The 21,597-nt window shown below is 71.5% G+C and carries 21 protein-coding genes; 14 read left to right on the top strand and 7 right to left on the bottom strand.

All coding sequences use genetic code 11. The features are described from left to right. The first annotated feature begins 45 nt into the window (after window positions 1–45). Window positions 46–507 carry a nitroreductase/quinone reductase family protein gene (locus ACIA5G_RS45505; RefSeq protein WP_395935232.1) on the top strand — a complete coding sequence of 154 codons (462 nt, stop codon included), beginning with the start codon at window positions 46–48 and terminating at the stop codon, window positions 505–507. Window positions 508–685: 178 nt separating this feature from the next. Here the strand turns inward: ACIA5G_RS45505 and ACIA5G_RS45510 are convergent, their stop codons facing one another. Further along, window positions 686–1,156, bottom strand: coding sequence for a GbsR/MarR family transcriptional regulator (locus ACIA5G_RS45510; RefSeq protein WP_395935454.1), 471 nt, complete (start codon window positions 1,154–1,156; stop codon window positions 686–688). Between the two features lie 104 nt (window positions 1,157–1,260). On the opposite strand from ACIA5G_RS45510, the gene ACIA5G_RS45515 reads away from it, so the two are divergent. Genes ACIA5G_RS45515 through ACIA5G_RS45525 form a run of 3 tightly spaced genes read left to right on the top strand, consistent with a single transcriptional unit; the run spans window position 1,261 to window position 5,366 of the window. Further along, on the top strand, window positions 1,261–2,814 hold the full coding sequence (locus ACIA5G_RS45515) for a GMC family oxidoreductase (protein WP_395935234.1): 1,554 nt from the start codon (window positions 1,261–1,263) through the stop codon (window positions 2,812–2,814). 15 nt (window positions 2,815–2,829) lie between these two features. Further along, window positions 2,830–4,248, top strand: a complete 1,419-nt coding sequence (locus tag ACIA5G_RS45520; RefSeq protein ID WP_395935236.1) for an aldehyde dehydrogenase family protein — start codon at window positions 2,830–2,832, stop codon at window positions 4,246–4,248. Next, window positions 4,245–5,366 carry a M20 family metallopeptidase gene (locus ACIA5G_RS45525; protein WP_395935238.1) on the top strand — a complete coding sequence of 374 codons (1,122 nt, stop codon included), beginning with the start codon at window positions 4,245–4,247 and terminating at the stop codon, window positions 5,364–5,366. Before ACIA5G_RS45520 ends, ACIA5G_RS45525 begins: the two co-directional genes overlap by 4 nt. A 44-nt stretch (window positions 5,367–5,410) precedes the next feature. Here the strand turns inward: ACIA5G_RS45525 and ACIA5G_RS45530 are convergent, their stop codons facing one another. Next, entirely contained in the window at window positions 5,411–6,406 is a 996-nt protein-coding gene (locus ACIA5G_RS45530) for an AraC family transcriptional regulator ligand-binding domain-containing protein (protein WP_395935240.1), read from the bottom strand. Then, the gene (locus tag ACIA5G_RS45535) at window positions 6,403–7,359 is read right to left on the bottom strand and encodes an oxidoreductase (protein ID WP_395935242.1); all 957 of its coding nucleotides are present in this window, start codon (window positions 7,357–7,359) and stop codon (window positions 6,403–6,405) included. Before ACIA5G_RS45535 ends, ACIA5G_RS45530 begins: the two co-directional genes overlap by 4 nt. 413 nt (window positions 7,360–7,772) lie before the next feature. Here ACIA5G_RS45535 and ACIA5G_RS45540 point away from each other — a divergent pair, with 413 nt between their 5' ends. Continuing rightward, a complete protein-coding gene (locus tag ACIA5G_RS45540; protein ID WP_395935244.1) occupies window positions 7,773–8,117 on the top strand; it encodes a hypothetical protein in 345 nt (114 codons plus the stop codon). Continuing rightward, the gene (locus ACIA5G_RS45545) at window positions 8,107–8,286 is read left to right on the top strand and encodes a hypothetical protein (RefSeq protein WP_395935246.1); all 180 of its coding nucleotides are present in this window, start codon (window positions 8,107–8,109) and stop codon (window positions 8,284–8,286) included. Before ACIA5G_RS45540 ends, ACIA5G_RS45545 begins: the two co-directional genes overlap by 11 nt. 165 nt (window positions 8,287–8,451) lie before the next feature. Here ACIA5G_RS45545 and ACIA5G_RS45550 read toward each other — a convergent pair whose 3' ends face one another. Continuing rightward, window positions 8,452–9,036 carry a TetR/AcrR family transcriptional regulator gene (locus tag ACIA5G_RS45550; RefSeq protein ID WP_395935248.1) on the bottom strand — a complete coding sequence of 195 codons (585 nt, stop codon included), beginning with the start codon at window positions 9,034–9,036 and terminating at the stop codon, window positions 8,452–8,454. Window positions 9,037–9,136: 100 nt separating this feature from the next. Here ACIA5G_RS45550 and ACIA5G_RS45555 point away from each other — a divergent pair, with 100 nt between their 5' ends. Next, complete coding sequence (locus ACIA5G_RS45555) at window positions 9,137–10,186, top strand: aldo/keto reductase (protein WP_395935250.1); 1,050 nt, start codon at window positions 9,137–9,139, stop codon at window positions 10,184–10,186. After that, entirely contained in the window at window positions 10,183–10,386 is a 204-nt protein-coding gene (locus ACIA5G_RS45560; protein WP_395935252.1) for a hypothetical protein, read from the top strand. The genes ACIA5G_RS45555 and ACIA5G_RS45560 overlap by 4 nt, the downstream gene beginning before the upstream one ends. On the opposite strand, the gene ACIA5G_RS45565 is transcribed toward ACIA5G_RS45560, so the two are convergent. Both ACIA5G_RS45565 and ACIA5G_RS45570 read right to left on the bottom strand, forming a co-directional pair. Beyond that, on the bottom strand, window positions 10,387–10,989 hold the full coding sequence (locus tag ACIA5G_RS45565; protein ID WP_395935254.1) for a DUF305 domain-containing protein: 603 nt from the start codon (window positions 10,987–10,989) through the stop codon (window positions 10,387–10,389). 59 nt (window positions 10,990–11,048) lie between these two features. Next, window positions 11,049–11,462, bottom strand: coding sequence for a hypothetical protein (locus ACIA5G_RS45570; protein WP_395935256.1), 414 nt, complete (start codon window positions 11,460–11,462; stop codon window positions 11,049–11,051). 558 nt (window positions 11,463–12,020) lie between these two features. On the opposite strand from ACIA5G_RS45570, the gene ACIA5G_RS45575 reads away from it, so the two are divergent. The 3 genes from ACIA5G_RS45575 (at window position 12,021) to ACIA5G_RS45585 (ending at window position 15,174) form a co-directional block, all read left to right on the top strand. Continuing rightward, window positions 12,021–13,019 carry an SDR family NAD(P)-dependent oxidoreductase gene (locus ACIA5G_RS45575; RefSeq protein WP_395935258.1) on the top strand — a complete coding sequence of 333 codons (999 nt, stop codon included), beginning with the start codon at window positions 12,021–12,023 and terminating at the stop codon, window positions 13,017–13,019. 11 nt (window positions 13,020–13,030) lie between these two features. Next, complete coding sequence (locus tag ACIA5G_RS45580; protein ID WP_395935260.1) at window positions 13,031–13,903, top strand: alpha/beta hydrolase; 873 nt, start codon at window positions 13,031–13,033, stop codon at window positions 13,901–13,903. A gap of 254 nt (window positions 13,904–14,157) precedes the next feature. Then, on the top strand, window positions 14,158–15,174 hold the full coding sequence (locus tag ACIA5G_RS45585; RefSeq protein WP_395935262.1) for a DUF3592 domain-containing protein: 1,017 nt from the start codon (window positions 14,158–14,160) through the stop codon (window positions 15,172–15,174). 76 nt (window positions 15,175–15,250) lie between these two features. Here the strand turns inward: ACIA5G_RS45585 and ACIA5G_RS45590 are convergent, their stop codons facing one another. Further along, window positions 15,251–15,724 (bottom strand): glycogen operon protein GlgX, encoded by a 474-nt coding sequence (locus ACIA5G_RS45590; protein WP_395935264.1) that lies wholly within the window; start codon window positions 15,722–15,724, stop codon window positions 15,251–15,253. A 102-nt stretch (window positions 15,725–15,826) separates the two neighbouring features. Here ACIA5G_RS45590 and ACIA5G_RS45595 point away from each other — a divergent pair, with 102 nt between their 5' ends. The 3 genes from ACIA5G_RS45595 (at window position 15,827) to ACIA5G_RS45605 (ending at window position 21,590) form a co-directional block, all read left to right on the top strand. Continuing rightward, window positions 15,827–16,588: a TetR family transcriptional regulator gene (locus ACIA5G_RS45595; RefSeq protein ID WP_395935266.1), complete on the top strand. Its 762-nt coding sequence runs from the start codon at window positions 15,827–15,829 to the stop codon at window positions 16,586–16,588. 276 nt (window positions 16,589–16,864) lie between these two features. After that, the gene (locus ACIA5G_RS45600) at window positions 16,865–17,440 is read left to right on the top strand and encodes a hypothetical protein (RefSeq protein WP_395935268.1); all 576 of its coding nucleotides are present in this window, start codon (window positions 16,865–16,867) and stop codon (window positions 17,438–17,440) included. A 1,357-nt stretch (window positions 17,441–18,797) separates the two neighbouring features. Next, entirely contained in the window at window positions 18,798–21,590 is a 2,793-nt protein-coding gene (locus ACIA5G_RS45605; protein WP_395935270.1) for an ATP-binding protein, read from the top strand. Window positions 21,591–21,597 lie beyond the last annotated feature (7 nt).

Below are 21,597 nucleotides of genomic sequence, written 5' to 3' on the forward strand. Positions count from 1 at the left end.
CGGTCAACGCGTGAAAAGCCCACCCCGTGAAAGGAAGTCCCTGACATGACAACGGATCTGCTCGACGGTGAGTACGTCCCCAGTGCCGACGCGATGACCCGCGGCCAGGTCGAGCTCTACGAGCGCACCGACGGCCGCGAAGGCGCGACGACGGGGGGTGGCCCGGTGGTCGTGGTGACCATGCGTGGCGCCCGTTCGGGCAAGCTGCGCAAGGTCGCCCTGATGCGCATCGAGCGCGACGGCGTCTACGCCATCGGCGCGGCGGCCGGCGGCCAGGCTCGCAATCCCAGCTGGTTCCACAACCTCGTGGCGCACCCGACGGTGCAGCTGCAGGACGGTCCCGATCGCCGGTTGATGACCGCCCGGGTGGCCGAAGGCGCGGAGCGGGAGAACTGGTTGGCCTACACCGACGAGCTCTACCCGTTTTTCGCCGGCCTTCGCGCCCGGGCAGTCGAGGCAGGCAACCGCGAGGTGCCGCTGATCCTGCTCGAACCCACCGAGAGCTGACCGGACTCGCCCGGGCGCCCGGGCTCGCACCCGGGCGCCCGCCACCGGCTGACGCCGAGTGGGTGGGCCGAACTACCCGATCTCGGTGCCGGCTTCACTACGGACACCGCGTGGCGTCACGAACTGGCCCGGCTCGGCGGAATGAGCCCCTGAAGTTCGGCCGAAGAGCGAGTGGCGGTCAGCGCTCGCCCTTCGCCAGGCGCGTGTACTCGGTGAGGAGCGCTTCGAGCTGTTCGGTCATGAACACGTAGTAGTCGCGCATCTGCCGTAACCGCCCGCGCTGCTCGGCGGGGAGGTGCTTCCCGCGGACCTGCGCGTTTTCGGCCAGCTCCAGCAGTTCGCGGTTCACCGTCACCTGGTGCTGCAGGCAGCCGACCCAGGCGTCGTCGCGCCAGCGGAAGACGAACTGGCGGCTGCCCGGCTCCTTGAACCGCTCGACGACGCCGTTGTCGATGAGCAGCCGGGTCATCTCGGACGCTGACCCCTTGCTCGCGTCGAGCGCCTCCTGCAGCTCCGCGAGGGTGAGGGGCTTCTCGCTGAGCATCAGCACCCCGCTGGTGCGCCCGGCCATCGGCGGCCAGCCCATCGCGCGGCCGATGTGCAGGCCGAAGTCCTCGATGAGTGCATCCTCGCCGGCTGCCAAGGCCATCACCACCCTCACTCTAGCTCAGAAAAAACTGAACATTCACTCTTGACTGAACACTGGTCTTCGGCACATCCTAGCCGCGACGACGTCCGGCGAAGGAGAAGCACGTGGCGAACAGTGGCTGGGACCTCATCGTGGTCGGCGCGGGGTCTTCGGGAGCGGCGCTCGCGGTGCGGTCGGCCGAGCAGGGCAAGCGGGTCCTGCTGCTCGAGGCGGGGCGGGACTACCGGTCGGCCGAGATGCACGAGGCGTGGCGCTCGCCGAACCCGATCGTCGCGCTGCTGCATCCGACGGCGGCCGAGGGCATGATGTGGCCGGGCCTGGACTCCACCCGGACGGAGAAGCAGCAGCCGGCGCCGTACTGGCGCGGCCGGGGCGTGGGCGGCAGCTCGGCGATCAACGGGCAGATCGCGATCCGCCCGCCGATGGCCGACTTCACGGACTGGGCCGTGCCCGGCTGGGCGCCGGAAGACGTGCTCCCGTACTTCGCGAAGCTGGAGGACGACGAGGACTTCGGCGACGAGCCGCACCACGGCCGCGGCGGCCCGACGCCGATCCACCGCACGCCGCGAGAGGACTGGGGCGCGGTCGACGCCGCCCTGCACCGCGCGGCGATCGCCGCGGGCTACGGCTGGGCCCCCGACGTGAACGCCCCGGGCGCCACCGGCGTCTCGCCCTACCCGATCAACTCCCGCGGCGGACGGCGGGTGTCGGTCAACGACGCCTACCTCGAACCCGGCCGGGCACTGGCGAACCTGACGATCCGCGGCGACGCGCTGGTGGACCGGGTGCTCTTCGAGGGCAGCCGGGCCGTCGGCGTCAGCGTTGTCGCCGCCGGCACGGTCACCACGGAACTCGCCGACACCGTGGTGCTCAGCGCGGGCGCGATCCACTCCCCGGCGATCCTGCTGCGCTCCGGTGTGGGCCCGGCCGGTCAGCTGCGTTCGCTCGGCGTCGACGTGCGCGCCGACCTGCCCGTCGGACGCGGCCTGCAGGACCACCCGATCGGGATGATCCAGCTGCCGCTGACCGAGGGGGCGGCGATCAAGACGAACGACGACCGGCACACCAACGTCTGCGTCCGCTTCACCAGCGGCCCCGGCGCGCCGGAGGGCGACCTGATGTTCGTCTCGATGAACCAGAGCGTGCTCGCCATGGCCTTCGCGAACACCGGGGCCGGGGCCGGCGCGTACGGAGTTTGGCTCAACCACAACCACTCCCGCGGCGAGCTCACCCTGACTTCGGCCGATCCGAACGCGCAACCTTTGGTGCACCAGCGGATGCTCTCGGACGAACGCGACCTTCCGCGGCTACGGCACGGCGTGCGGGCGTTGGTCGAGCTGGCGCGCGGCGAAGACACCGCGCCGATCATCGGCGGCTCGATCGAGCGCGAGAACGCGGCGCTGTTCGCCGTGCTGGACAACGACAGCGAGCTCGACGACCACCTATTGGCGACGGTCGGCGACTCGCAGCACGGGACGAGCACGTGCCGGATGGGCGACCCCGGCGACGCCGGGACGGTGGTCGACCCGGACTGCCGCGTGCTCGGCTTCGACGGCCTCCGCGTGGTCGACGCGTCGATCTTCCCGTCCGTACCCCGGGCCAACACCAACCTCGCCGCGATCATGGCCGGCGAGCTCATGGCCGACCGGCTCGACTGAATCCGAGGAACTCCTGTGCAGACCTTGCAGAACCTGATCAACGGCGGGTGGACGGACTCGCGCGGCGACGTCGTCCTGGACCTGGTGAACCCGGCCACCGAGGAGGTCATCGCCCGCCATCCCGCGGGCTCGCCCGAAGACGTCGAGCGTGCGGTGACCGCGGCGGTCGCGGCGCAGCCGAACTGGGCGGCGCTGCCGGTGACCGAGCGCGTCGCCCGGATCTCCGCCTGGGCTGACGCCGTCGCCGCGCACGCCGACCAGTTGGTGGAACTGGAATGCCGGGAGATGGGCAAGCCGCTGGGGATCGGGCGAACCTTCCTCGACGGCGCGGTCGCGGGCTTGCGGGCGGTCGCCGAGGAAGCGCTTTCCTACGACTTCGACGAAGTCGTCGTCCGGCCCGACGGCGGCCGGACCCGGATCCTGCGTCACGCGCTGGGCGCCACGGCGGTGATCACGCCCTGGAACTTCCCCGTGACGGCGGTGCTCGGGGCGATCGGGCCGCTGCTCGCGGCCGGGAACACGGTGGTGGTCAAGCCGTCGGAGCGGGCGCCGTGGTCGATCGTGCGGTTGCTGGAGCTGGCCGAGCTGCCGCCCGGCGTGGTGAACCTGGTGCTCGGCGACGGCCGGGTGGGGGCGCGGCTGACCGAGCACGACGAGATCCAGCTGGTGCACTTCACCGGTTCGGTCGCTTCGGGCAAGCGCGTCGGCGCGGCGGCGGGGGAGCGGCTGCACCGCACGGTGCTCGAACTGGGCGGCAAGGACCCGGTCGTGGTCGACGCCGGGGCCGACCCCGTCGCCACCGCCGGCGCCGTCGCCTTCGGCGCGTTCATCAACACCGGGCAGATCTGCACGTCGATGGAGCGGATCTACGTGCACCGCGACATCGCCGGGCCGTTCGTCGACGCGCTGGTCGCCGCGGCCGAAAGCTTCCCGGTCGGCAACGGCCTCGACGAGGGCGTGGTGCTCGGCCCGCTGGTCGACGAGCGGCAGCGGGACACCGTCGTCCGGCACGTCGAGGACGCCGTGGCGAAAGGCGCGAAGGTCCGCACCGGCGGGTTCGTCCCCGAGAGGAAGGGTTTCTTCTACCCGCCCACGGTGCTCACCGACGTCGACGATTCGATGCTGGTGATGACCGAGGAGACGTTCGGGCCGGTCGCCCCGGTCGTGGTCGTGGACTCGTTCGAGGAGGGGCTGGAGCGGGCTTCCGGGTCGCGGTACGGCCTGGCGGCCACCGTCTACACCGCCGATCCCGGCCACATCGAGGCCGCCGCGCGCATTCCGGCCGGCGTGACCTGGGTCAACCAGTGGCAGGGCGGCGGCCCCGAGCGGCTGTACGAGCCGGCCGGCGACAGTGGCATGGGCGCCACCGGGGCGCGGGCCGCCTTCGACGCCGCCACCCGCCCGGCGTCGGTGCACATCCCGGCGGCTTCGTGACGGCCAAGGAGACGATCGAGCGGCGGGTCCGGGCGGCGGGTGACGACCTCGTCGCGCTGTCGCACCGGATCCACGCCCACCCGGAACTCGCCTTCGAGGAGGTGCGGGCCAGCGCCTGGGTGGCCGGCGCGCTGAGCGACGCCGGGTTCGCCGTGCAGCACGGCTGCTACGACCTGCCCACCGCCGTCCGCGCCACGGTGGGCACCGGTCCTGTGCACGTCGTGCTCTGCGCCGAATACGACGCGCTGCCCGGCATCGGGCACGCGTGCGGCCACAACGTCATCGCCGCTGCCGCGGTGGGCGCCGGGCTCGGCCTCGCCGGCCTGGCCGACGACCTCGGCCTCACCGTCACCGTGCTCGGCACCCCGGCCGAGGAAGGCGGCGGTGGCAAGGTGCTGATGCTCGACCGCGGCGCGTTCGACGGCGTCGACGCGGCCATGATGGTGCACCCGGCGGCCGTCGAAATGGCGGCCATGCCGGGCTCGGCCGTCGCCCAGTTCGAGGTGGCCTACCGCGGGAAGCCGGCACACGCGGGCGCCTACCCGCAGCTCGGGGTCAACGCCGCCGACGCGATGACCGTCGCCCAGGTGGCCATCGGCCTGCTGCGCCAGCAGACCGGCGCAGGCGACCGGATCCAGGGCATCGTCACCGAGGCCGGTTCCGCGGCCAACGTCATCCCCGACGCCAGCCGGGGCAGCTGGATCGTCCGGACCGACCGGTCGGACGAGCTGGCCGCGCTGAAGGGCCGGGTGACGCGGTGCTTCGAAGCCGGGGCCCTGGCGACGGGCTGCGACCTGTCGCTGACGTCGACATCGCCGGACTACGCGGACCTGCGCCCTGATCCCGCGCTGCTGGCGCGCTACCGCGCCAACGCCGAGGCCCTCGGCCGGGTCTTCCCCGACCTGCCGCGCGGTGTCGCCGGTGCCGCGACGGACATGGGCAACGTCTCCCACGCGGTGCGTGCCATCCACCCGATGCTCGGCCTCGGCTGCGCTCCGGCGGTCAACCACCAGCCGGAGTTCACCGCGGCCTGCGTCACCGCGACCGCCGACCGGGCCGTGCTCGACGGCGCGATCGCGATGGCCTGGACCGCCGCCGACCTCGCGACCACCTCGTGAGCGGCGGCACCGCTGTCCGGAGCGCATCGGCGAGCCACGGTTGCTCAGGTCGCGGCGGCTCGGGCTTGCTGCGGCGTGGTCCCGGACCACTGGTGGAAGGCCCGGTAGAACGAACTGGGCTCGTCGTAGCCGAGCAGCAGCGCGATTTCGGTGACGGAGACGTCGGGTCGTTCCAGGTAGTGCCGGGCCAGGGCGTGCCGGGTCTCTTCCAGCACCGCTTGGAAGCTCGTCCGCTCCGCGGCCAGCCGCCGCTGGAGGGTGCGGTGGCTCAGCGCCAGCCGCCGGGCGACGTCGGGGACGCCGCACCGGCCGGCGGGCAGCAGCTCGAGCAGGGCGGCGCGGACCCGGTCGGCGGTCGACTCCACCCGGTCGAGATCGGCGAGGCGACGGCGCAGCTCGGGCTCGAAGACCTGCCACATTTCGCTGTTCGCGGTCAGGAACGGGCAACGGGCGTCGGAGGCGGTGAAGGTCACCGTGGGCTCGGCTCCGTGCGCCACGGGAACACCGAGGTAGTCCTGGTACGCCTGGACGGCCGCGCCCCGCGGTGGTTCCGGCATGGTGATCCGCTGCGGACGCACCAGCTTGCGGGTGCCCAGCCGGGCGAGTGCCACCAGCGAAACGAGCTCATACGCGATGAAGCTCTGCGGTGGCAGCGGCTCCGACGCCCAGCGGATGGTCAGGGTCAGTCCCTCGCGTTCGGTGTCCACGCCCAGCCGCAGCGGGCCCAGCAGCCGTTTGTACGTGGCGAGCCGGTCCGCCGCGTGGCGGAGGTCGGGGCTGCAGAGCGCGGCGAAGATCGGTGGCTGGAACGTCTCGGCGCGCGTCGCCCGGGCGAGGGTCACGCCGAGCGCCGGGTCGCCGGAGATCTCCTCCAACGCTGTCCAGCACCGGTAGAACTGGGCCGGGGTGAGCGTCGCCTGCTTGTCGAGGAACAGGTCCTCGGGCAGCCCGGCCGCGCGCAGCAGCTGTCCGGTGGGCACGCCGAGGTCGGCGAGCACGGCGTTGGTCGCCGGGCTGAGCGTGAACCTGCCCTCGGTCACGGCCGAGGCGCCCACGTGGTCTGCGCCGCGGTCCGGGCGACGTCGACGTCGAGCCCGGTCAGCTGCCGGGAAACCTGCCACAGCAGGCGGATCGCCTGATCGTCACCGCGCCGGACCAAGCGGCGCCGGACCGGCGCGCCGACGGTGCTCCAGCGCGGGCCGTACATGGTGCCGCCGACGGCGCGCGGGTCGGTCGCCGCGCGCACCTGGCTCAGCGCCCCGCGTTCGGTGTCCATTCCGATCCGGCGGGTGGCGACCAGGAAGAACCGGGCCGCGGAGCCGCCGCCGCCCGCGGCGACCGTGGTGGCCTGGAGGTCGGAGTTCGTCATCCCCGGGTGGGCGGTCAAGGCCCTCGCGGACAGGCCCGCCGCCCGGAACTGCCGGTCCAGCCCCTGGGCGAAGTGTCGGTTGGCGAGTTTGGAGTCGGCGTACGCGCGCCACGGGTCGTAGTCGCGGAGCCGGAACGGGTCAGCCGGGTCCAGGGGGCGGCCGGTGTGCTGGGCCCCGCTGGTCACCGTGACGACCCGGGCGTCGCGGGTCCGGACCAGGGCGGGCAGCAGGTGCGAGGTCAGGGCCCAGTGGCCGAGGTGGTTGACGCCGAGCTGGGTTTCGAACCCGTCGGCCGTGCGCCCCTGCGGCATGGCCATCACCCCGGCGTTGGTGATCAGCAGATCGATGGCGGGGTGCGCCGCCAGGATCTGCCCGGCGGCCAGTTCGACGGATGCGAGCGATCCGAGGTCGAGTGCAACGATCTCCACCGACGCGCCCGGACTCTCCGCACGGATGCGATCCCGGGCCAGAGCGGCTTTGGCGGCGTCGCGGGCCGCCATGACGACGTGGGCGCCCTGGCCGGCCAGTGCCAGTGCCGTCGCCAGGCCGAGGCCGCCGTTGGCGCCGGTCACCACCGCGACGCGGCCGCTCTGCTCGGGAACATCGGCCAGTGACCAGGACATGTCGGTGACTCCTTCGGCTCGGCGTTTCGGGCTGCCTTCACGCTACGTAGCTCGGTCGCCGGGCACAGTGGCAGAACCTGCCATCGTGGTGGCAGTTCGCGCCACTGTCTGCCGATCCACGGCCGGGCGACCGCTCGGCGATCCGGGTGCGGCGCCGCACGGCATCCTGTGCTGCCTTCTCGGCTGGACCGATCACCCGCGCTCTGCGCCGGCTTGACGGACCCCCGGAGGCCGCGAAGCCGAGGACTCCTCAACCGTGGCGTCTGCATCCTGGGCGGCACCTCGGCCCGATCGGCCGGGGTCGCCGGTCGTGGCTTCTGCCGCTCGGCGAACACCGTTGCTACGGCGTCACGACCAGGCCGCGAAGGATTTTGTCATGATCATGTATCGGCCTCGCCGACGTCGACAATCCGATGGGCTACGTGCGGTCCGCGTGGGACAGCTCGATCGTGCTCCGGCTGCCGCGAGGCCGCTTCTTCTTCCAGGCCAAGCTTTTCGGGCGGGACGCGGACAACGGGCTGACCACCGTCCAGTTCGTCGAACCCGAGATCGCCGTGACCCGGGACGTCGAAACGACACTCGACGCGCGGGCGGCCGAACCCGTCGGAATGGTCGTCGACCGGCCGGAGGCCGAGGACGGGCAGACGCTCCTGTCCTTCACGCGCACCGGCCGGTGTCCCGTTCGTGGTTCCGGTCAGCGTTCAGCACACGGGCTCGGCCGCAGCGATCACGAAGCTGACCGTGCAGGTGTCCTATGACGACGGAGCCACCTGGCTGCCCGCCGTGGTGGCGCGCACCGGGGACCACGGGACCGCCGGACTCCGGCACCCGGCCCACGCCACCTTCGCGTCGTTCCGGGCGACCGCGGTCGACGCGGCGGGTCACACCGTGGATCAGTCGATCATCCGGGCCTATCGTCTCAAGTGACCCGCTCCGATCATCAGCCACCGCACAAAGGCCCGGTTCCCAGGCTCGCCCGTCGATCAGGAACGGGCGACCTGCGGGTGGCCGAGACGAAGAAAGCTCCCGCGGCTCACCGCAAGGCGCGGTCTCGATGTGGGGTGACCGGGGCATGGTGCGGTCACCGGCTGTTCACACCGGTCGTGGCGCTTGCTCGAGGCCGCAAAACACCGCGGCGATCAGGCGCCGTCCCTGGGCCACGCCTTCGTCGTTGTTCGCGACCCGCCACAGGAAGCTCATCAGCATGATGATGTCCGCCGGATCATGCCCGGCGGCGATCGTGCCCTCGGCCACGCAGGCCTCGACCAGCTTCGCCACCGCGGCGGTCGTCGGCGCCCACGAGGCGCTGATCACGTCCTGGGCCGCGGCGCTGTGCAACGCGTCGCCGAGGCCGTGCTTGATGCGGATGTAGGCCGACAGGATCTCGAACCACTCGACGAAGGCGGCCTTTGCCGACGAATGACGCGCGAGCACCTCGTCGGCGATGGTGGTCAGGCGTTCGATGTCGTGCTGGTAGGCCGCGAGGATCAGGTCTTCCCGGGTGGGGAAGTGGCGGTAGAGCGTTCCGGCGCCGACGCCGGCGCGTTTGGCGACCTCGCTCAGCGGCACGAGCGGGTTCTCCGCGAACAGCTCGTGAGCGGCCTCGATGATCGCGACACGGTTGCGCGCGGCGGCCTTGCGCTGCGTGCCGTAGGTGCCCGGCGTCTGGTCGGTCATGCCCCGATGATGCCTCACCCTTTGACTCCCGGACAATCCTCCGCTAGTTTCGGAAGCACTTGCGGAGGATCGTCCGCATGTTGAGTCTCGGGAGTCTTCCATGCGTTATCAGAAGCTCGGCACCACCGGCCTGGACGTCTCGCCCATCGCGATCGGCGCGATGACCTACGGCGAACCCGACCGCGGCCACCCCGTCTGGTCCCTCGGCGAGGCCGACGCGCGCCCGCTGATCAAGCACGCCGTCGAGGCCGGCGTCAACTTCTTCGACACCGCGAACATGTACTCCAACGGCTCGAGCGAGGAGATTCTCGGCCGCGCGCTGAAGGACTTCGCCGACCGCGACGACGTGGTGATCGCCACCAAGCTGCGCCACCCGATGCGCCCCGGCCCCAACGGCAAGGGCTTGTCCCGCAAGGCGATCATGACCGAGGTCGACCACTCCCTGCGGCGGCTCGGCACCGACTACATCGACCTCTACCAGGTGCACCGCAACGACCACACGACGCCGCTGGAGGAGACCCTCGAAGCCCTCAGCGATCTGGTGAAGGCCGGCAAGGTGCGCTACCTGGGCGCGTCGTCGATGTTCGCCTGGGAGTTCGCCAAGGCACTGCACCTGCAGAAGCAGCACGGCTGGGCCCGGTTCGTGTCCATGCAGGACCACTACAACCTGCTCGCCCGCGAGGAAGAACGCGAGATGATCCCGCTGTGCCTGGACGAAGGCGTCGGCACGATCATCTGGAGCCCCCTGGCCCGCGGCCGCCTCGCCCGCGCGTGGGACGACGCGAAGTCGACCGCCCGCTCGGAAACCGACGGCGGCTACGCCGACATGCTCTACTCGCCCGCGGAAGAGGCATCGAACCACGCCATCATCGATGCGGTGGGGAAGGTCGCGGCCGACCACGGCGTGAGCCGCGCCTCGATCGCCCTGGCCTGGCTGCACCGCCAGCCGGTCGTCACCGCCCCGCTGGTCGGCGCCGGTTCGGTCAAGCAGATCGACGACGCGATCGCGTCGCTGGACGTCGAGCTCACCGACGAGGACGTCCGCGCGCTCACCGCCCCCTACACGCCGCGGTACGACTGGCAGGGCGTCTCGGACGAGGCGACCATGGACGCGATCCGTGCCCGGGTCCCGGGAATGGCGTTGAAGTGACGCCGATCGTGCGCTCCGGCGCGGCTGCCCGCTCCGGCGCGGTCCTGCTCGTCATCGGCCCGCTGGTGTCGTGGGTGGCCGGTGTCGGCGTGTCGTGCGTCGAAATTTTCCAGGGATCCAACACGAATGTCGCGAACGGTCTTCCCGCGCCGCAGGCTGCCGGTGGTCGCCGGGGCGGGGGCCGCCCCGGCGACCGGTGATCAGCTCCGGGTGAGCAGGTCCTGCATCTCGGTGATCTCCGCCTGCTGGCCGTCGATGATCTTCTGGGCGAGCACCTTCGCATCGGCGTTGCTGCCCTTGGAGAGTTCGGTCCCGGCCATGTCGACCGCGCCCTGGTGGTGCTTGATCATCATGTCGAGCCACATCTTGTCGAACTCGGCGCCCTTGGTGCCCTCGAGCTTCTTCAGGTCGGGGTCGGACATCATGCCGGGCATCGGCTCGTGGGTCATTCCCGGCATGCCGGACATGCCGGCGCCCCAGGTGGTCAGCCAGGTCTGCATCTGCTGGATCTCGGGGTCCTGAGCCTTGGCGATGCGGCTCGCGAGGTCGAGCACCTTCGGGTTGGTGCTGCGCGACGGGACCAGTTTCGCCATGTCGAGGGCCTGGCTGTGGTGCGGGACCATCTGCTGGGCGAACGTGACGTCGTCGGCGTTGTGGCCGGCAGCCGCTTGGGGGGACGGAGCCGGAGCGGGCACCGACGACGAGCTGTGGTCCATTCCGGACATCGAGTCGTTGCTGCTGCAGGCGCCGAGAAGCACGGCGGAAGTCAAGACGATGCCGCTGATGAAGATGTTTTTGCGCATGACAAATCCTTCTCTGTGCTGGTTGTTCGTGAACGACGAGACCGGGAAGGCCGGGTCGATCACGTGCGCAGCACGCACAGAGAGGTCAGGATGCTTCGGCCGCCCCTGTCGGGCGGACGTCCCCGCCGCGGCGAGCCGCGGAGCCGAGGCGATGGGGCGAACGTCGTGGTGAACCACGAGAGGCCCAGGAAAGCGGTCAGTGCCAGGAGGAGCGCGGCGGCCGCGCACAGTACGGCCAGGCAGAGGTGCAGCATGTCGTGCATGCCGCCGGGCATGCCCGGATCGTGTTCGCCGGCGCTGACGGCCGGCGCCGCCATTTCCGGCCCCACGTCGGACATGGCGTGCGACGCAGTGACCTCCGCGGCGCCGGGCATGCCGGAGGCGACGCTGAAGTGGTGCATCGCGACAACGCACACGGCAAGGGCGCACAGCAGGATGACCTGCTGCACCTTGCCGAGCCGATGCGTCGTCACATTCCCACCGTATCAACCGCACGCAGTTGCGGTACGGACGCCGTTCTTCGCTCTTCACGGTCCGCGAGACGGGTGACGCGCCGGTGTCCGGAGCCCAGCCGGGCACGGCCCCCCGAACCGGCTGAGCGGCCCGGACACCGACCAGCCTCTTCTATCGGCACGCAGCGCCGAAAACGACTCGCCAGGCGCCGATGTCCCTCGAACGTGACCCCGATTCCACCCGGGCGGGAAGTCGTCAATGGGTACGCGGCTGTCCTCCGAGGACGAACAATTGGTGCAGCACCATTTCCCGTCTTACAACTGACGGCCAGAGAACAGACACCGCGAACGTTCGACCAGACAGCCGCGGCGTACCGGTCGTGCGAGGGGGAAGCAGCCGGACAGCTTGTTCGGCCACTCGGCGGCCCCGGCGACGGTGTGCCGTTTCCGGGGGTGACCAACTGGGAAGCGTGGGTGGTCTCCAAGTCCTTGGCCAGGTGCTCGACGGCGAGCCCGGGTCTCGACCTGGTCGGTCCGACGTTGTCAAGCAAGTGATTTAATTTGCGGTAAGCTGCTGCCATGATCACGACAAAGGTGTTGACCGCGCACACGCCGATCGGGGAGTGGATCACGCACGCCGAAGGTGGCCCGCTCATCCGGGCTCTGCTCTCCGACGCGGGCTTCGACGAGACCGTGCTCGCGCCGATCCGGCAGGTGCCACTGGGCCAGCTCGTCGCGCTCAGTCAGGGAAAACTCGGCCAGGATGTCGTCGACGATCTGGTGGAGCGGGTCAACAACGGCGTCGTCCCGACCACGGCCGGGTCGCGGGAGAGGATCGTCTCGGGCCGGTTCGAGGGCCGTACGGTGGTCGTGACCGGTGCGGCGTCGGGCATCGGCCGGGCCACCGCGTCCCGCATCATGGGTGAAGGGGGCCGGGTTGTCGCGGTCGATGTCTCGGCGGACCGCCTCGACGAATTCGCCGCCGGGGCACCCGAGCTGGTCCCGGTGCCCGCGGACATCACCGACGCCGCCGGGATCGAGCGGATCCTGGCCGCCGCCGGAACCCGGATCGATGGCCTGGCCAATGTTGCAGGCATCACCGACGACTTCTCACCGGCCCACGAGGTGAGCGACGAGCTGTGGCGAAGGGTTTTCGCGGTCAACGTCGAGGGCACGTTCCGGCTGATCCGCGCGGTGATCCCGGCGATGCTCGAAGCCGGATCCGGCTCGATCGTGAACATCGCCTCCGAAGCGGCATTGCGCGGTTCGGCCGCCGGAATCGCTTACACCGCCTCGAAACACGCGGTTGTCGGGATCACCCGCAACTGCGCGGTCATGTACGGGCCGCACGGTATCCGTGTGAACGCCGTCGCGCCTGGCGGTGTCGCGACGGGCATCGCGGCGGGCGCCGCGCCGTCGGAGTTCGGGCAGGGCCGCCTCGGCGGATTCTTCGGGCTCATGCCGCCGATCGCGACGGCCGAGCAGGTGGCCGCATCGATCACGTTCCTGCTGAGCGACGACGGTGTGAACGTCAACGGTGTGGTGCTGCCCTCCGACGGCGGTTGGTCGGCCCAGTGAAACTTTCCGAGGTGGCGCCGGAACTCCGTGGCAAGGCGCGGTGGCTGCCACGCCTGCCGCTGGAGCGAGCTTGGGGGCTGCGCCTGGTGCGGTGGGCGACCACTCGGACGCGGCCGGCGGTGACAGCGGACGTCGACGTCGAGGTCACGCCGAGGTGGCGGATCTACCGGCCGCGCGAGCCGCGGTCCGATCTCACGCTCCTGTGGATCCACGGCGGCGGCCTGGTCATCGGCAGCGCGGTCCAGGACGACCGCTTCTGCGCGGAGACCGCCCGGGAGCTGGGGATCACCGTGGTGTCGGCCGAATACCGGCTGGCCCCGGAGAGCCGGTACCCGGCCGCGCTCGATGACTGCCACGCCGCCTGGACCTGGGCGCGCGACCACGCCGCCGACCCGGGCGGTGTTGTCGTCGGTGGGCAGAGCGCGGGCGCCGGGCTCGCGGCCGCGCTGGTCCAACGGCTGCGAGACCTGGGGCAGGAACCCCTCGCCCAGTGGCTGTTCTGTCCGATGCTCGACGACCGCACCGCTGCCCGGCGTGACCTCGATGCGCGGCGGCACCGAGGCTGGGACAACCGTCTCAACCGCTTCGGCTGGCGCGCTTACCTGGGCGTGGAGCCCGGGGCCGAGGTGGTGCCGCACTACGCCGTGCCCGCGCGCCGCGAAGACCTGGCCGGGCTGCCGCCCACCTGGATCGGCGTCGGCGACATCGACCTGTTCCATGACGAAGACGCCGAGTACGCGCGCCGGCTGCGCGCGGCGGGTGTCGATACGACCATCCACGTCGTGCCCGGAGCCCCACACGGGTTCGAGGCGTGGGCGCCCGATACCGACTTCGCCCGGGTCTACCTCGCCACCGCGCGGGAGTGGCTGAGCCGCCGCGGCTGACCCCTGCGGACGCCGAGAAGTGTCCGGTGCCGGGTGCAGCGGCGCCGTTGAAGTGCGTGCCCGGTTGATTACTTCGACTGAATCACGTCGATGCCCAGGCAGGTGCGAATGGTTTCCACGAATTGCGACGAGGTGGCATTCGGGTGACCGTCGGGCCTGCCCACTTGCACGCCTGGCGCGGCCGTCCCGTTGCCTCGCCGTCCTGTGCCGTTTCTCGCAGCATCGGTGCTGCTCAAGGCTTCTAAGCTCGGCTGATGGACCCCTTCGGCGGTTTCGTCAAGCGGCATTGGTTGTGGTTCGCCCTCCCGGCGGCCGTGGTCGCCGTCTTCGCCTTTTCTCCGGATGTGGTGGCGGCTTTCGGGCTGGTTCCCGCCGTTGCCGTCCTGGTTGCGGTGGGGGCCGGCGGCGCGGTCTGGCGGCTGCGGGTGTCGATCCGGAGCCGCGCTGCCGCGAGCGAGAACGGTTTCGGGGGCTGGTTGCCGCTGCCGACCGACCACGACCACGACCGCCGGATCGACTTCGTGGTCGAAACCGGGCGGCTGCGCCGGGTGGCGCGTCGCGCCACGGCGTTCGTTCTCGTCTGGATGGCACTGGCCGGGGCCGGGGCCGCGGATCTGGTCCTGCTCGACAAGGCCGCCGACGAGCTCCTCGCGACCGGCGCGCGGACCACCGGCGAGGTGGTTTCCGTGCGGCCCTACACCCGCGGCGGGATGACGTTGGAGGTGCGCTTCGAGTCGCGGACCGCGAAGATCGTCCGCGACTCGAAGCACTCCTACGTCGTCGGTGAGCGGGTCACCGTGATCTACGACCGGGCCGACCCGGATCGTGTGCGCACCCTGGTGGAAGAGAACAAGAGCCAGTTCCTCGTCAACCTCGGCTATGTCCTGCTCATGGCCGGCTCGCTCGGGACGCTGTTCGCGGTCTGGGCCGCGGTCGGCTGGTGGGGCCGGGCCCGCGCGGTCGCGGCCACCGGCTGGCGGAACGCGACGGTCGACATCGTGCGTGTCTCCACCCGCAACGGCCGCTCACTGAGGCGGCCCCCGCCGGAGATCGACGTCCGCTACCGCGAGGGCACCGGCATCGTGCTGAAGGCGATGTCTTCGACGCACGGGGCCAATGCACTGGCGGACTTCACCGACCGGCTCGCGTGGGTGGGCGGCTGGGGACGGCACATGGTCGTCCTCTTCCCGAACGGCCCGCGCCGCCCCGGTCCGTACGCGGTTCCGGCTTTCGCGTTGAACCTGCGCACCGAGGGCGGCGGCCGCCGATGACCGGCCGTCGCGTGCGCAGTGCGGCTTGAGTTTTTGAACGCAGCGCGTCCGGGCGTCCGTTGTTCGACGAAGGCGCCTATCGCTCACCGGCGGAGACGGCCGAGAGGACGGCGCTCAGGCTGGGGAGCCACCGCTGCTGCGGGTCGGGCGCGGTGAGCCATTCCGTTGCGAGGTCGGTGCGCCGGACGGTGACCGGCAGGGGGAGCAGTGCTCCCCACGCGAGCACTTCGATGTCCTTGGGCAGGTCGGTGCGCAGGGGGAGGAGGCCGTCGGTTTCCGCCGGCACGGCGACCCTGGGGCCCCGATGGGTCGACAGGACCAGGGCCGGGCCCTGGCAGCCGGTGGCGGCGAGCCGGGCCAGGATCGGGCCCGCGCTCAGTTTGGGCAGGGTCACCGCGCAGATCCCGTTCTCCAGCGCCAGGAAGGGGTGGTGCCCGCGCCACTTCACCGGCCAGCCGAAGAGCCGGCTGTAGCGGGCGCCGATCCGGTCGTCGGCGGGATCCGGCGTCGTGACGGGCTCGAGGGGCTGCAACTGCTGGTCAAGCGACATCGTCGACGCCTTCCGCTCGGTGGGGAGGGCAAGCGGCCCGGGAACGGCTCCCAGCCTAACGGCACTCAGTGCCACTAGCAAGATGGCTGCTACCGTCCGGTCATGACGGATTCGCCGCGCCGCACCCCGGCCACCCGGGCCGGGGCGACCCCCGCGGGCCGGCGCAAGCTGCGCCGCGAGCTCGCCTCGGCGGCCGTGGACCTGTTCGTGGCCAACGGCTACGAGGCCACCACGGTGGACGAGATCGCGGCCGCCGCGGGTGTCGGCCGTCGCACGTTCTTCCGGTACTTCGACGCCAAGGACGATGTGCTCTTCGCCAACCACGACGAGATCGTGGCGGAAATGGAGGAGACGTTCGCCGCCGCGGACCCGGCGCGCGACCCGGTCGAGGTGGCCTGCGCCGCGGTGGGCCTGGTGCTCGACTCCTATGCCGCCGAACTCGACACGTCGCTCAAGCGCTTCACGTTGACGCGCACGGTGCCTTCGCTGCGGGACAAGGAAGTCGCGACCGTCGATCGTTACCAGCGGGTGCTCGCGCGCTACCTGCAGGCGCGGTTCGAAGAGCAGGGTGACGAGGTCGCGAGCCTGCGCGCGGCCGTCGCGGCGGCCGCGATCGCGGCCGCCAACAACCACGTGCTCCGGCGCTGGCTCCGCAGCGGCGGCGAGGAGGACATCTCGGCCAGCGCGGCCGAGGCGTTCGCGCTGGTGGCCGACGCGTTTCGGCCGGGCGGCAGAGCCGCGGGCGCCCCGGAAGAGACCGTGGTGGCGGTGATGACCACGGCGACACCTCTGCGCGAGGTGATGACGCAGTTGAGTGCCGCCCTGCAGGGTGGCGACGGGCACGCGGCCCGCTCGTCACAATGACACTCAGTGTCACACCTGTCGGGGAACGAGCGACGCCAAGACGCCGACTTTCCGAGGTAGGCCGCTTCCACTTTTCGCGCTGTCCGCAGGTGGTGGATGACGGTCAGCGACGCCGTGGATCACTGCGCGGACCTCGCTCTGCGCGTCGTAGTCGTAGAGCCGGTCGCTGTGCCGCATCGGGTCTTCGGAACCGGCCGAAGCCGGGTGACACCGGGCGGGTAACGGTTCGGCGCACATCCGTGCCGGGACCGGGCGGACCCGGCATACGCTGCGTGCATGTCCGAGACGCAGGGGGGCGGCGGCGAGGGACTCCCGCCGGGACCTCCACCACAGTACTGGCCCTACGGCCACTTCCCGGCCGCGCCGCCCCAGGCCATCCGAGTCGAGCGGCCGGCGCCGGTCCAGCGAGCGGCGTTCGCCTGGTGGGGCGCGGTCGTGTGCTATTTCCTCGGTTCGCTGCTCAGCCAGGTGCTGGGCGGGAACCTCTTCCAGTTCACGACGCACCAGTCGGTGCGGCTCGGCGACGGCACGGTCGTGACCAGAACGACGGAAGGCCCGCTCCCCGTCGAGGCCGCGTTGGTCCCGCTTCTGCTGCTGGGCGCGCTGTGGGCGCTACTGGTGTACGGGATGTACCGCGGCGCCGTCTGGGCACGGACCCTGCTGGCGATCTTCGGCGTGCTGGGCATCCTGAACGTGGTGGTGCAGCTGATCGGGCTCGCGACCGCGGACCCGATGAACGGCGGCGACATCGCGCACCTGGTGTTCTACCTCGGTGTGCTGGTCTTGTCGATCGCCGGCTTCGTCCTGATGTACCGGGACGGCGCCGCGCCGTTCTTCGTCAAGCGCCGCTGAGCGGGCGGCGCGGAAGGCCTCGGCGCCGCGGCCGAGACCGTGCAGCGGATCAGCCTTGGTGTGGGCCGGTATCGGTAGCCGGCCGGCCTGCGGTCGCCGTCCAGCCGGGCGGCCTGCCGACTGCGGCCGCTGAAATGTCCACAATGGAAAGTGCGACCGCGCGGTTGGGCTACGCCGCCGGCCACTCGGCCGGAAGCGCTGCGGCTACCGCCGATCGTGTGGTCGGCGCCGTGGGCCGACCCGGCGGACTGGTGCCCGCTGGCCACTGCTCCGCGCTTGTGAGTCGCAAGGCGCGCAGTCGCCACCTGCGACGCGCTCGACCGACGCCACCCGGCTCCGCGTCACCGCGCACCTCTGAACAACGGAAACGCCGTCAAGGTCAGGACCTTCGGCTACTGCGAGCGTGCGGGAAGGGCGGCAATGAACGTCGCGGGTACAGCACGCGGTCGGCGGGGGCCCCAGCGACTGCTGGCGAACAGGACAACGGTCGAGCGGCCCGAGCCACCGACCCACGCAGGTTGCGCGCGGTCGAAGGCCAAAAGCGGAGGGTGATGCCACAGCTGGCGCCACCTCGCAGCCGAACACCATCGCCGTCGCGGTAGTGGACGACGTAGTCGAGCTTTCTACCAGGATCCGTCCGCGGGCGAGCGAAAGCCGCGAGGAAACCTCCCGGTTCCACCACGATCACTGCCGTGACCGTCGCAGCTCGCCAGCCGGTGCGCCGGACCGACTCATAACGCAGCCACCACAATACCGCCCCCGGCGTAAAACACAACGACACCGCAATCGTCGCAAACGCACAGAATGCTAAGATGTCCGTCGCAGTATTCCGGGACGCATCACTGTCACTAATGCTGTATAGAACAAGAAAGAATGCAAGAGCTGGGATCCAGGCCAGGCAGCACGCCGTCGTTCGCAGTGCCACTGCCCCCACGCGCTCCAGTTCGCGGGCCAACTCCACCCGTCCCAGTCCCCAGGAATCGCTGCGATCACTCCGCGGCCCGTTATCCCGGTCGATCACCTCAGTACACGGGCACGAACAAGTGACGGGTGTTCCGGTGCGCCGGTGGTGGGCACATGTCGGAATTCGACAGCGCTGCCGCTCCCACTCGTCGAGTCCCGGGGTCCTGCCTGGCGGGTTACCCCATAAAACAGCTGCGACGGTGTGACCGCTCCGCGGTGAACGAACGTCCGGCGATGGTCTCCCTTCTGTCGACGGGCGAATGCCTTTCGGAGATTGTGGACGTCCGCCCCCGGAGCCGGCATTGCATCGTTCGTGTGATGCCTTGTATCCCCGACCTCGCGCACCGTACCTGTTCTCGGCGTTGGGGGCCGCTGGTACGGGGGAGGCAGCCGGGTGCGGAATGCGGTGCTGGAACGCGACGTCGAGATCGGGGCGCTGGACTCTGCGCTGCGGGAGCTCGTGGCCGGGCGCGGGGGTGTCGTTGTCCTCGAAGCGGCCGCCGGGCTCGGCAAGACGACCTTGCTGCGCCACCTGCGCCACGCCGCACGAGAGGCCGGCTGCACCGTGCTGTCCGCGTGTGGTGCCGAGCTGGAGCGGGACTTCACCTTCGGTGCGGTCCAGCAGCTGTTCGGGCCGGTGCTGGCCGCCGGTGGCGACACCCGGCTGTTCGCCGGCGCCGCCCGCGCCGCCGAGTGCCTGTTCAGTCCCTCTGCCGTGTCCGCCGAACCGCCGCAATCGCTGTACCCGCTGTTGAACGGGTTGCACGGGCTGGTGGGCAACCTCGCCGGAACGGCACCCGTCGTTGTGCTCGTCGACGACGCGCAGTGGCTCGACCTGCCGTCGTCGCGGTTCCTCGGTTTCCTGACGCGGCGGCTTGACGGCGTCGCGGTCCTGGTCGTCGTCGCGAGCCGGACCGGGGAGGGGGACGGCGGTCCGCTCGAGGACATCCTGGCTGCCGGCGATGTCCGGGTGCTGGAGCCGAGGGGGCTCAGCGAAGCCGCCGTCGGGCACCTGGTCCGGCTGGCGTTCGGCCGGGACGCGGCCCCCGAGTTCCGCGCTGCCTGCCACGCCGTCACCCGCGGCAATCCGCTGTTCGTCCACGAGCTGGTGCGTGTCCTGGTTGCCGGCGGCGGCCGGCCGGACGCGGCCGCGGCGGCTTCCGTCACGGCCGCCGGCCCCGAAGCCCTGCGCCGGCACCTGGTCGCGCGGTTGCGCCGCCAACCGGCCGACGTGCAGGCGGTCGTGTCCGCCGTGGCCGTGCTCGGCGACGGCACGGATCTGCACCTGGTGGCCCGGCAGGCCGGCCTGCCGATGCCCGCCGCGGCCGCGGCAGCCGAACGCCTGGTGCGCCACGACCTGTTCGAGCACGCCGACCCGCCGGCGTTCGTCCATCCCGTCGTGCGGGAGGTGGTGTTGTCCCGGATCCCGCTCGCCGAACGCGGCGCGCAGCACGAGCGGGCGGCCGGGGTGCTGACGGAGGCCGCCCTGCCGGCCGAACGCATCGCCTCGCACCTGCTGAAGACCACCCCGGCCGGGAATCCGGCCCGGGTGACCGTGCTCATGGCGGCGGCGGAAGAAGCCCGGGCGCAGGGCTCGCCGGACAACGCGGTCGTCTACCTCAGACGCGCGTTGCGCGAACCCCCGCCGCTGGAGCTGCGGTCGGAGCTGAACCGGCTGCTGGGCAACGGCGAGCTGCATCGGCTGGCCCCCGCCGAAGCCGAGGTGCACCTTCGGCTGGCGCTGTCGCAGGCGGACACGGCCGCCCAGCGGGTGGTGTGTGCCTACAGCCTCGCGCGGGCGCGCAACGCCTGCGGCGCGACGGACGAAGCGATCGAACTGCTGGCCGGGGCCGTGGGCGACCTGCCGCCGGGCATGCCCGGCACAGTCGTGGCGGAACTGGAGGCCGAGCTGGTCGGCGTGGCGCGGGCGGACCTCGGGTCGCGGTCCCGGCTGCTCGAGCACCTCGCTTCGTTCCGCCTGCGGCCGGGCCGGTCGCCGGCCGTCGAGAACGCCCAGCTGTCGATGGAGTCGATCCTGACGGGACGACCGGCGGCCGAAGCGCTCGCGCCGGCCAGACGGGCCCTGGCCGGCGACCGGCTCGGCCCCGACCGGACCGCGATCTGGGCGGCCGTGCAGACCCTCGTCGTCGCCGACCTGCTGGACGAAGCCGGACGGCACCTGGACCGGGCACTCGACACGGCCGTCCGGCGCGGCCTGTTGTTCCCGCTCGCGCTCACGAGGGCCTTCCTGGCCCGCGTCGCGTTCCTGCGGGGCGATCTCGCGGCGGCCACCGACCATGCGGCGCGGGGAACAGCGGGATCGTGCTCGCCCAACTTCGCCGCCCCGGCACTCGACGCTGTCCACGTGCACCTGCTGATCGAGACGGGCCGGACGGACGACGCCGACCGCGTGATCCGGGACAGCGTGCTGCCGGACGGCGCCGAGCCGCGAACCGCCTTGGACCTGTGGCTCCTGGGCGCTCGCACCCGGCTGCGGGCCGTGCAGGGCAACCCACGGGCCATGTTGGCCGACGCCCTGACCTGCGAGCGGTCCTACCGGCGATGGGGTGCGTCGCTGATGCTGGACGTGCCGTGGCGGCTGAGTGCGGCCGAGGCGTACCGCCGGCTCGGCGACCGCGAGAGCGCCGGGGAACGGGTCGCCGAGCAGGTGCGCATCGCCCGGTCGTTCGGCGCCGCCCGACACGTCGGCGTCGCGCTGCGCGGCGCCGCCGCACTCGCCGCGACCCCGGCCGAGGCACGCCGGTTGCTGACCGAGTCGGTCGAACTGCTGGAGCAGAGCCAGGGCCGCCTGGAACTGGCCAGGTCGTTGACGCGGCTGGGCACCCTGCTGGTCGCGGAGGCGGACCGGGCCGCGGGACGGACCGTGCTGGCCCGAGCCGCCGAGCTGGCGGCGGCGTGCCGGGCGACGGTGTTGTCCGACCGGGTCGCCCAGGCGATGGGCGGCCGGGGCACCGCGCGACCGGGCGGCTTCACCCCGGCGGAAGGACAGGTCGCCGAGCTCGCCACGGCCGGCCTGACCAACCGGCAGATCGCCGGACGGCTCCACCTCAGCGAGAAGACCGTCGAAGCCCACCTCAGCCGTGCGTACCGCAAGGTGGGCGTCCGCTCGCGGACCCAGCTCGCGGCGCACCTGGCCGGCGCGGGACGCCCTCCCGGTTCGGGGTGACGTCCTC

It is taken from the genome of Amycolatopsis sp. NPDC051758 (assembly GCF_044453095.1).
In the GTDB taxonomy this organism is placed as follows: Bacteria; Actinomycetota; Actinomycetes; order Mycobacteriales; family Pseudonocardiaceae; genus Amycolatopsis.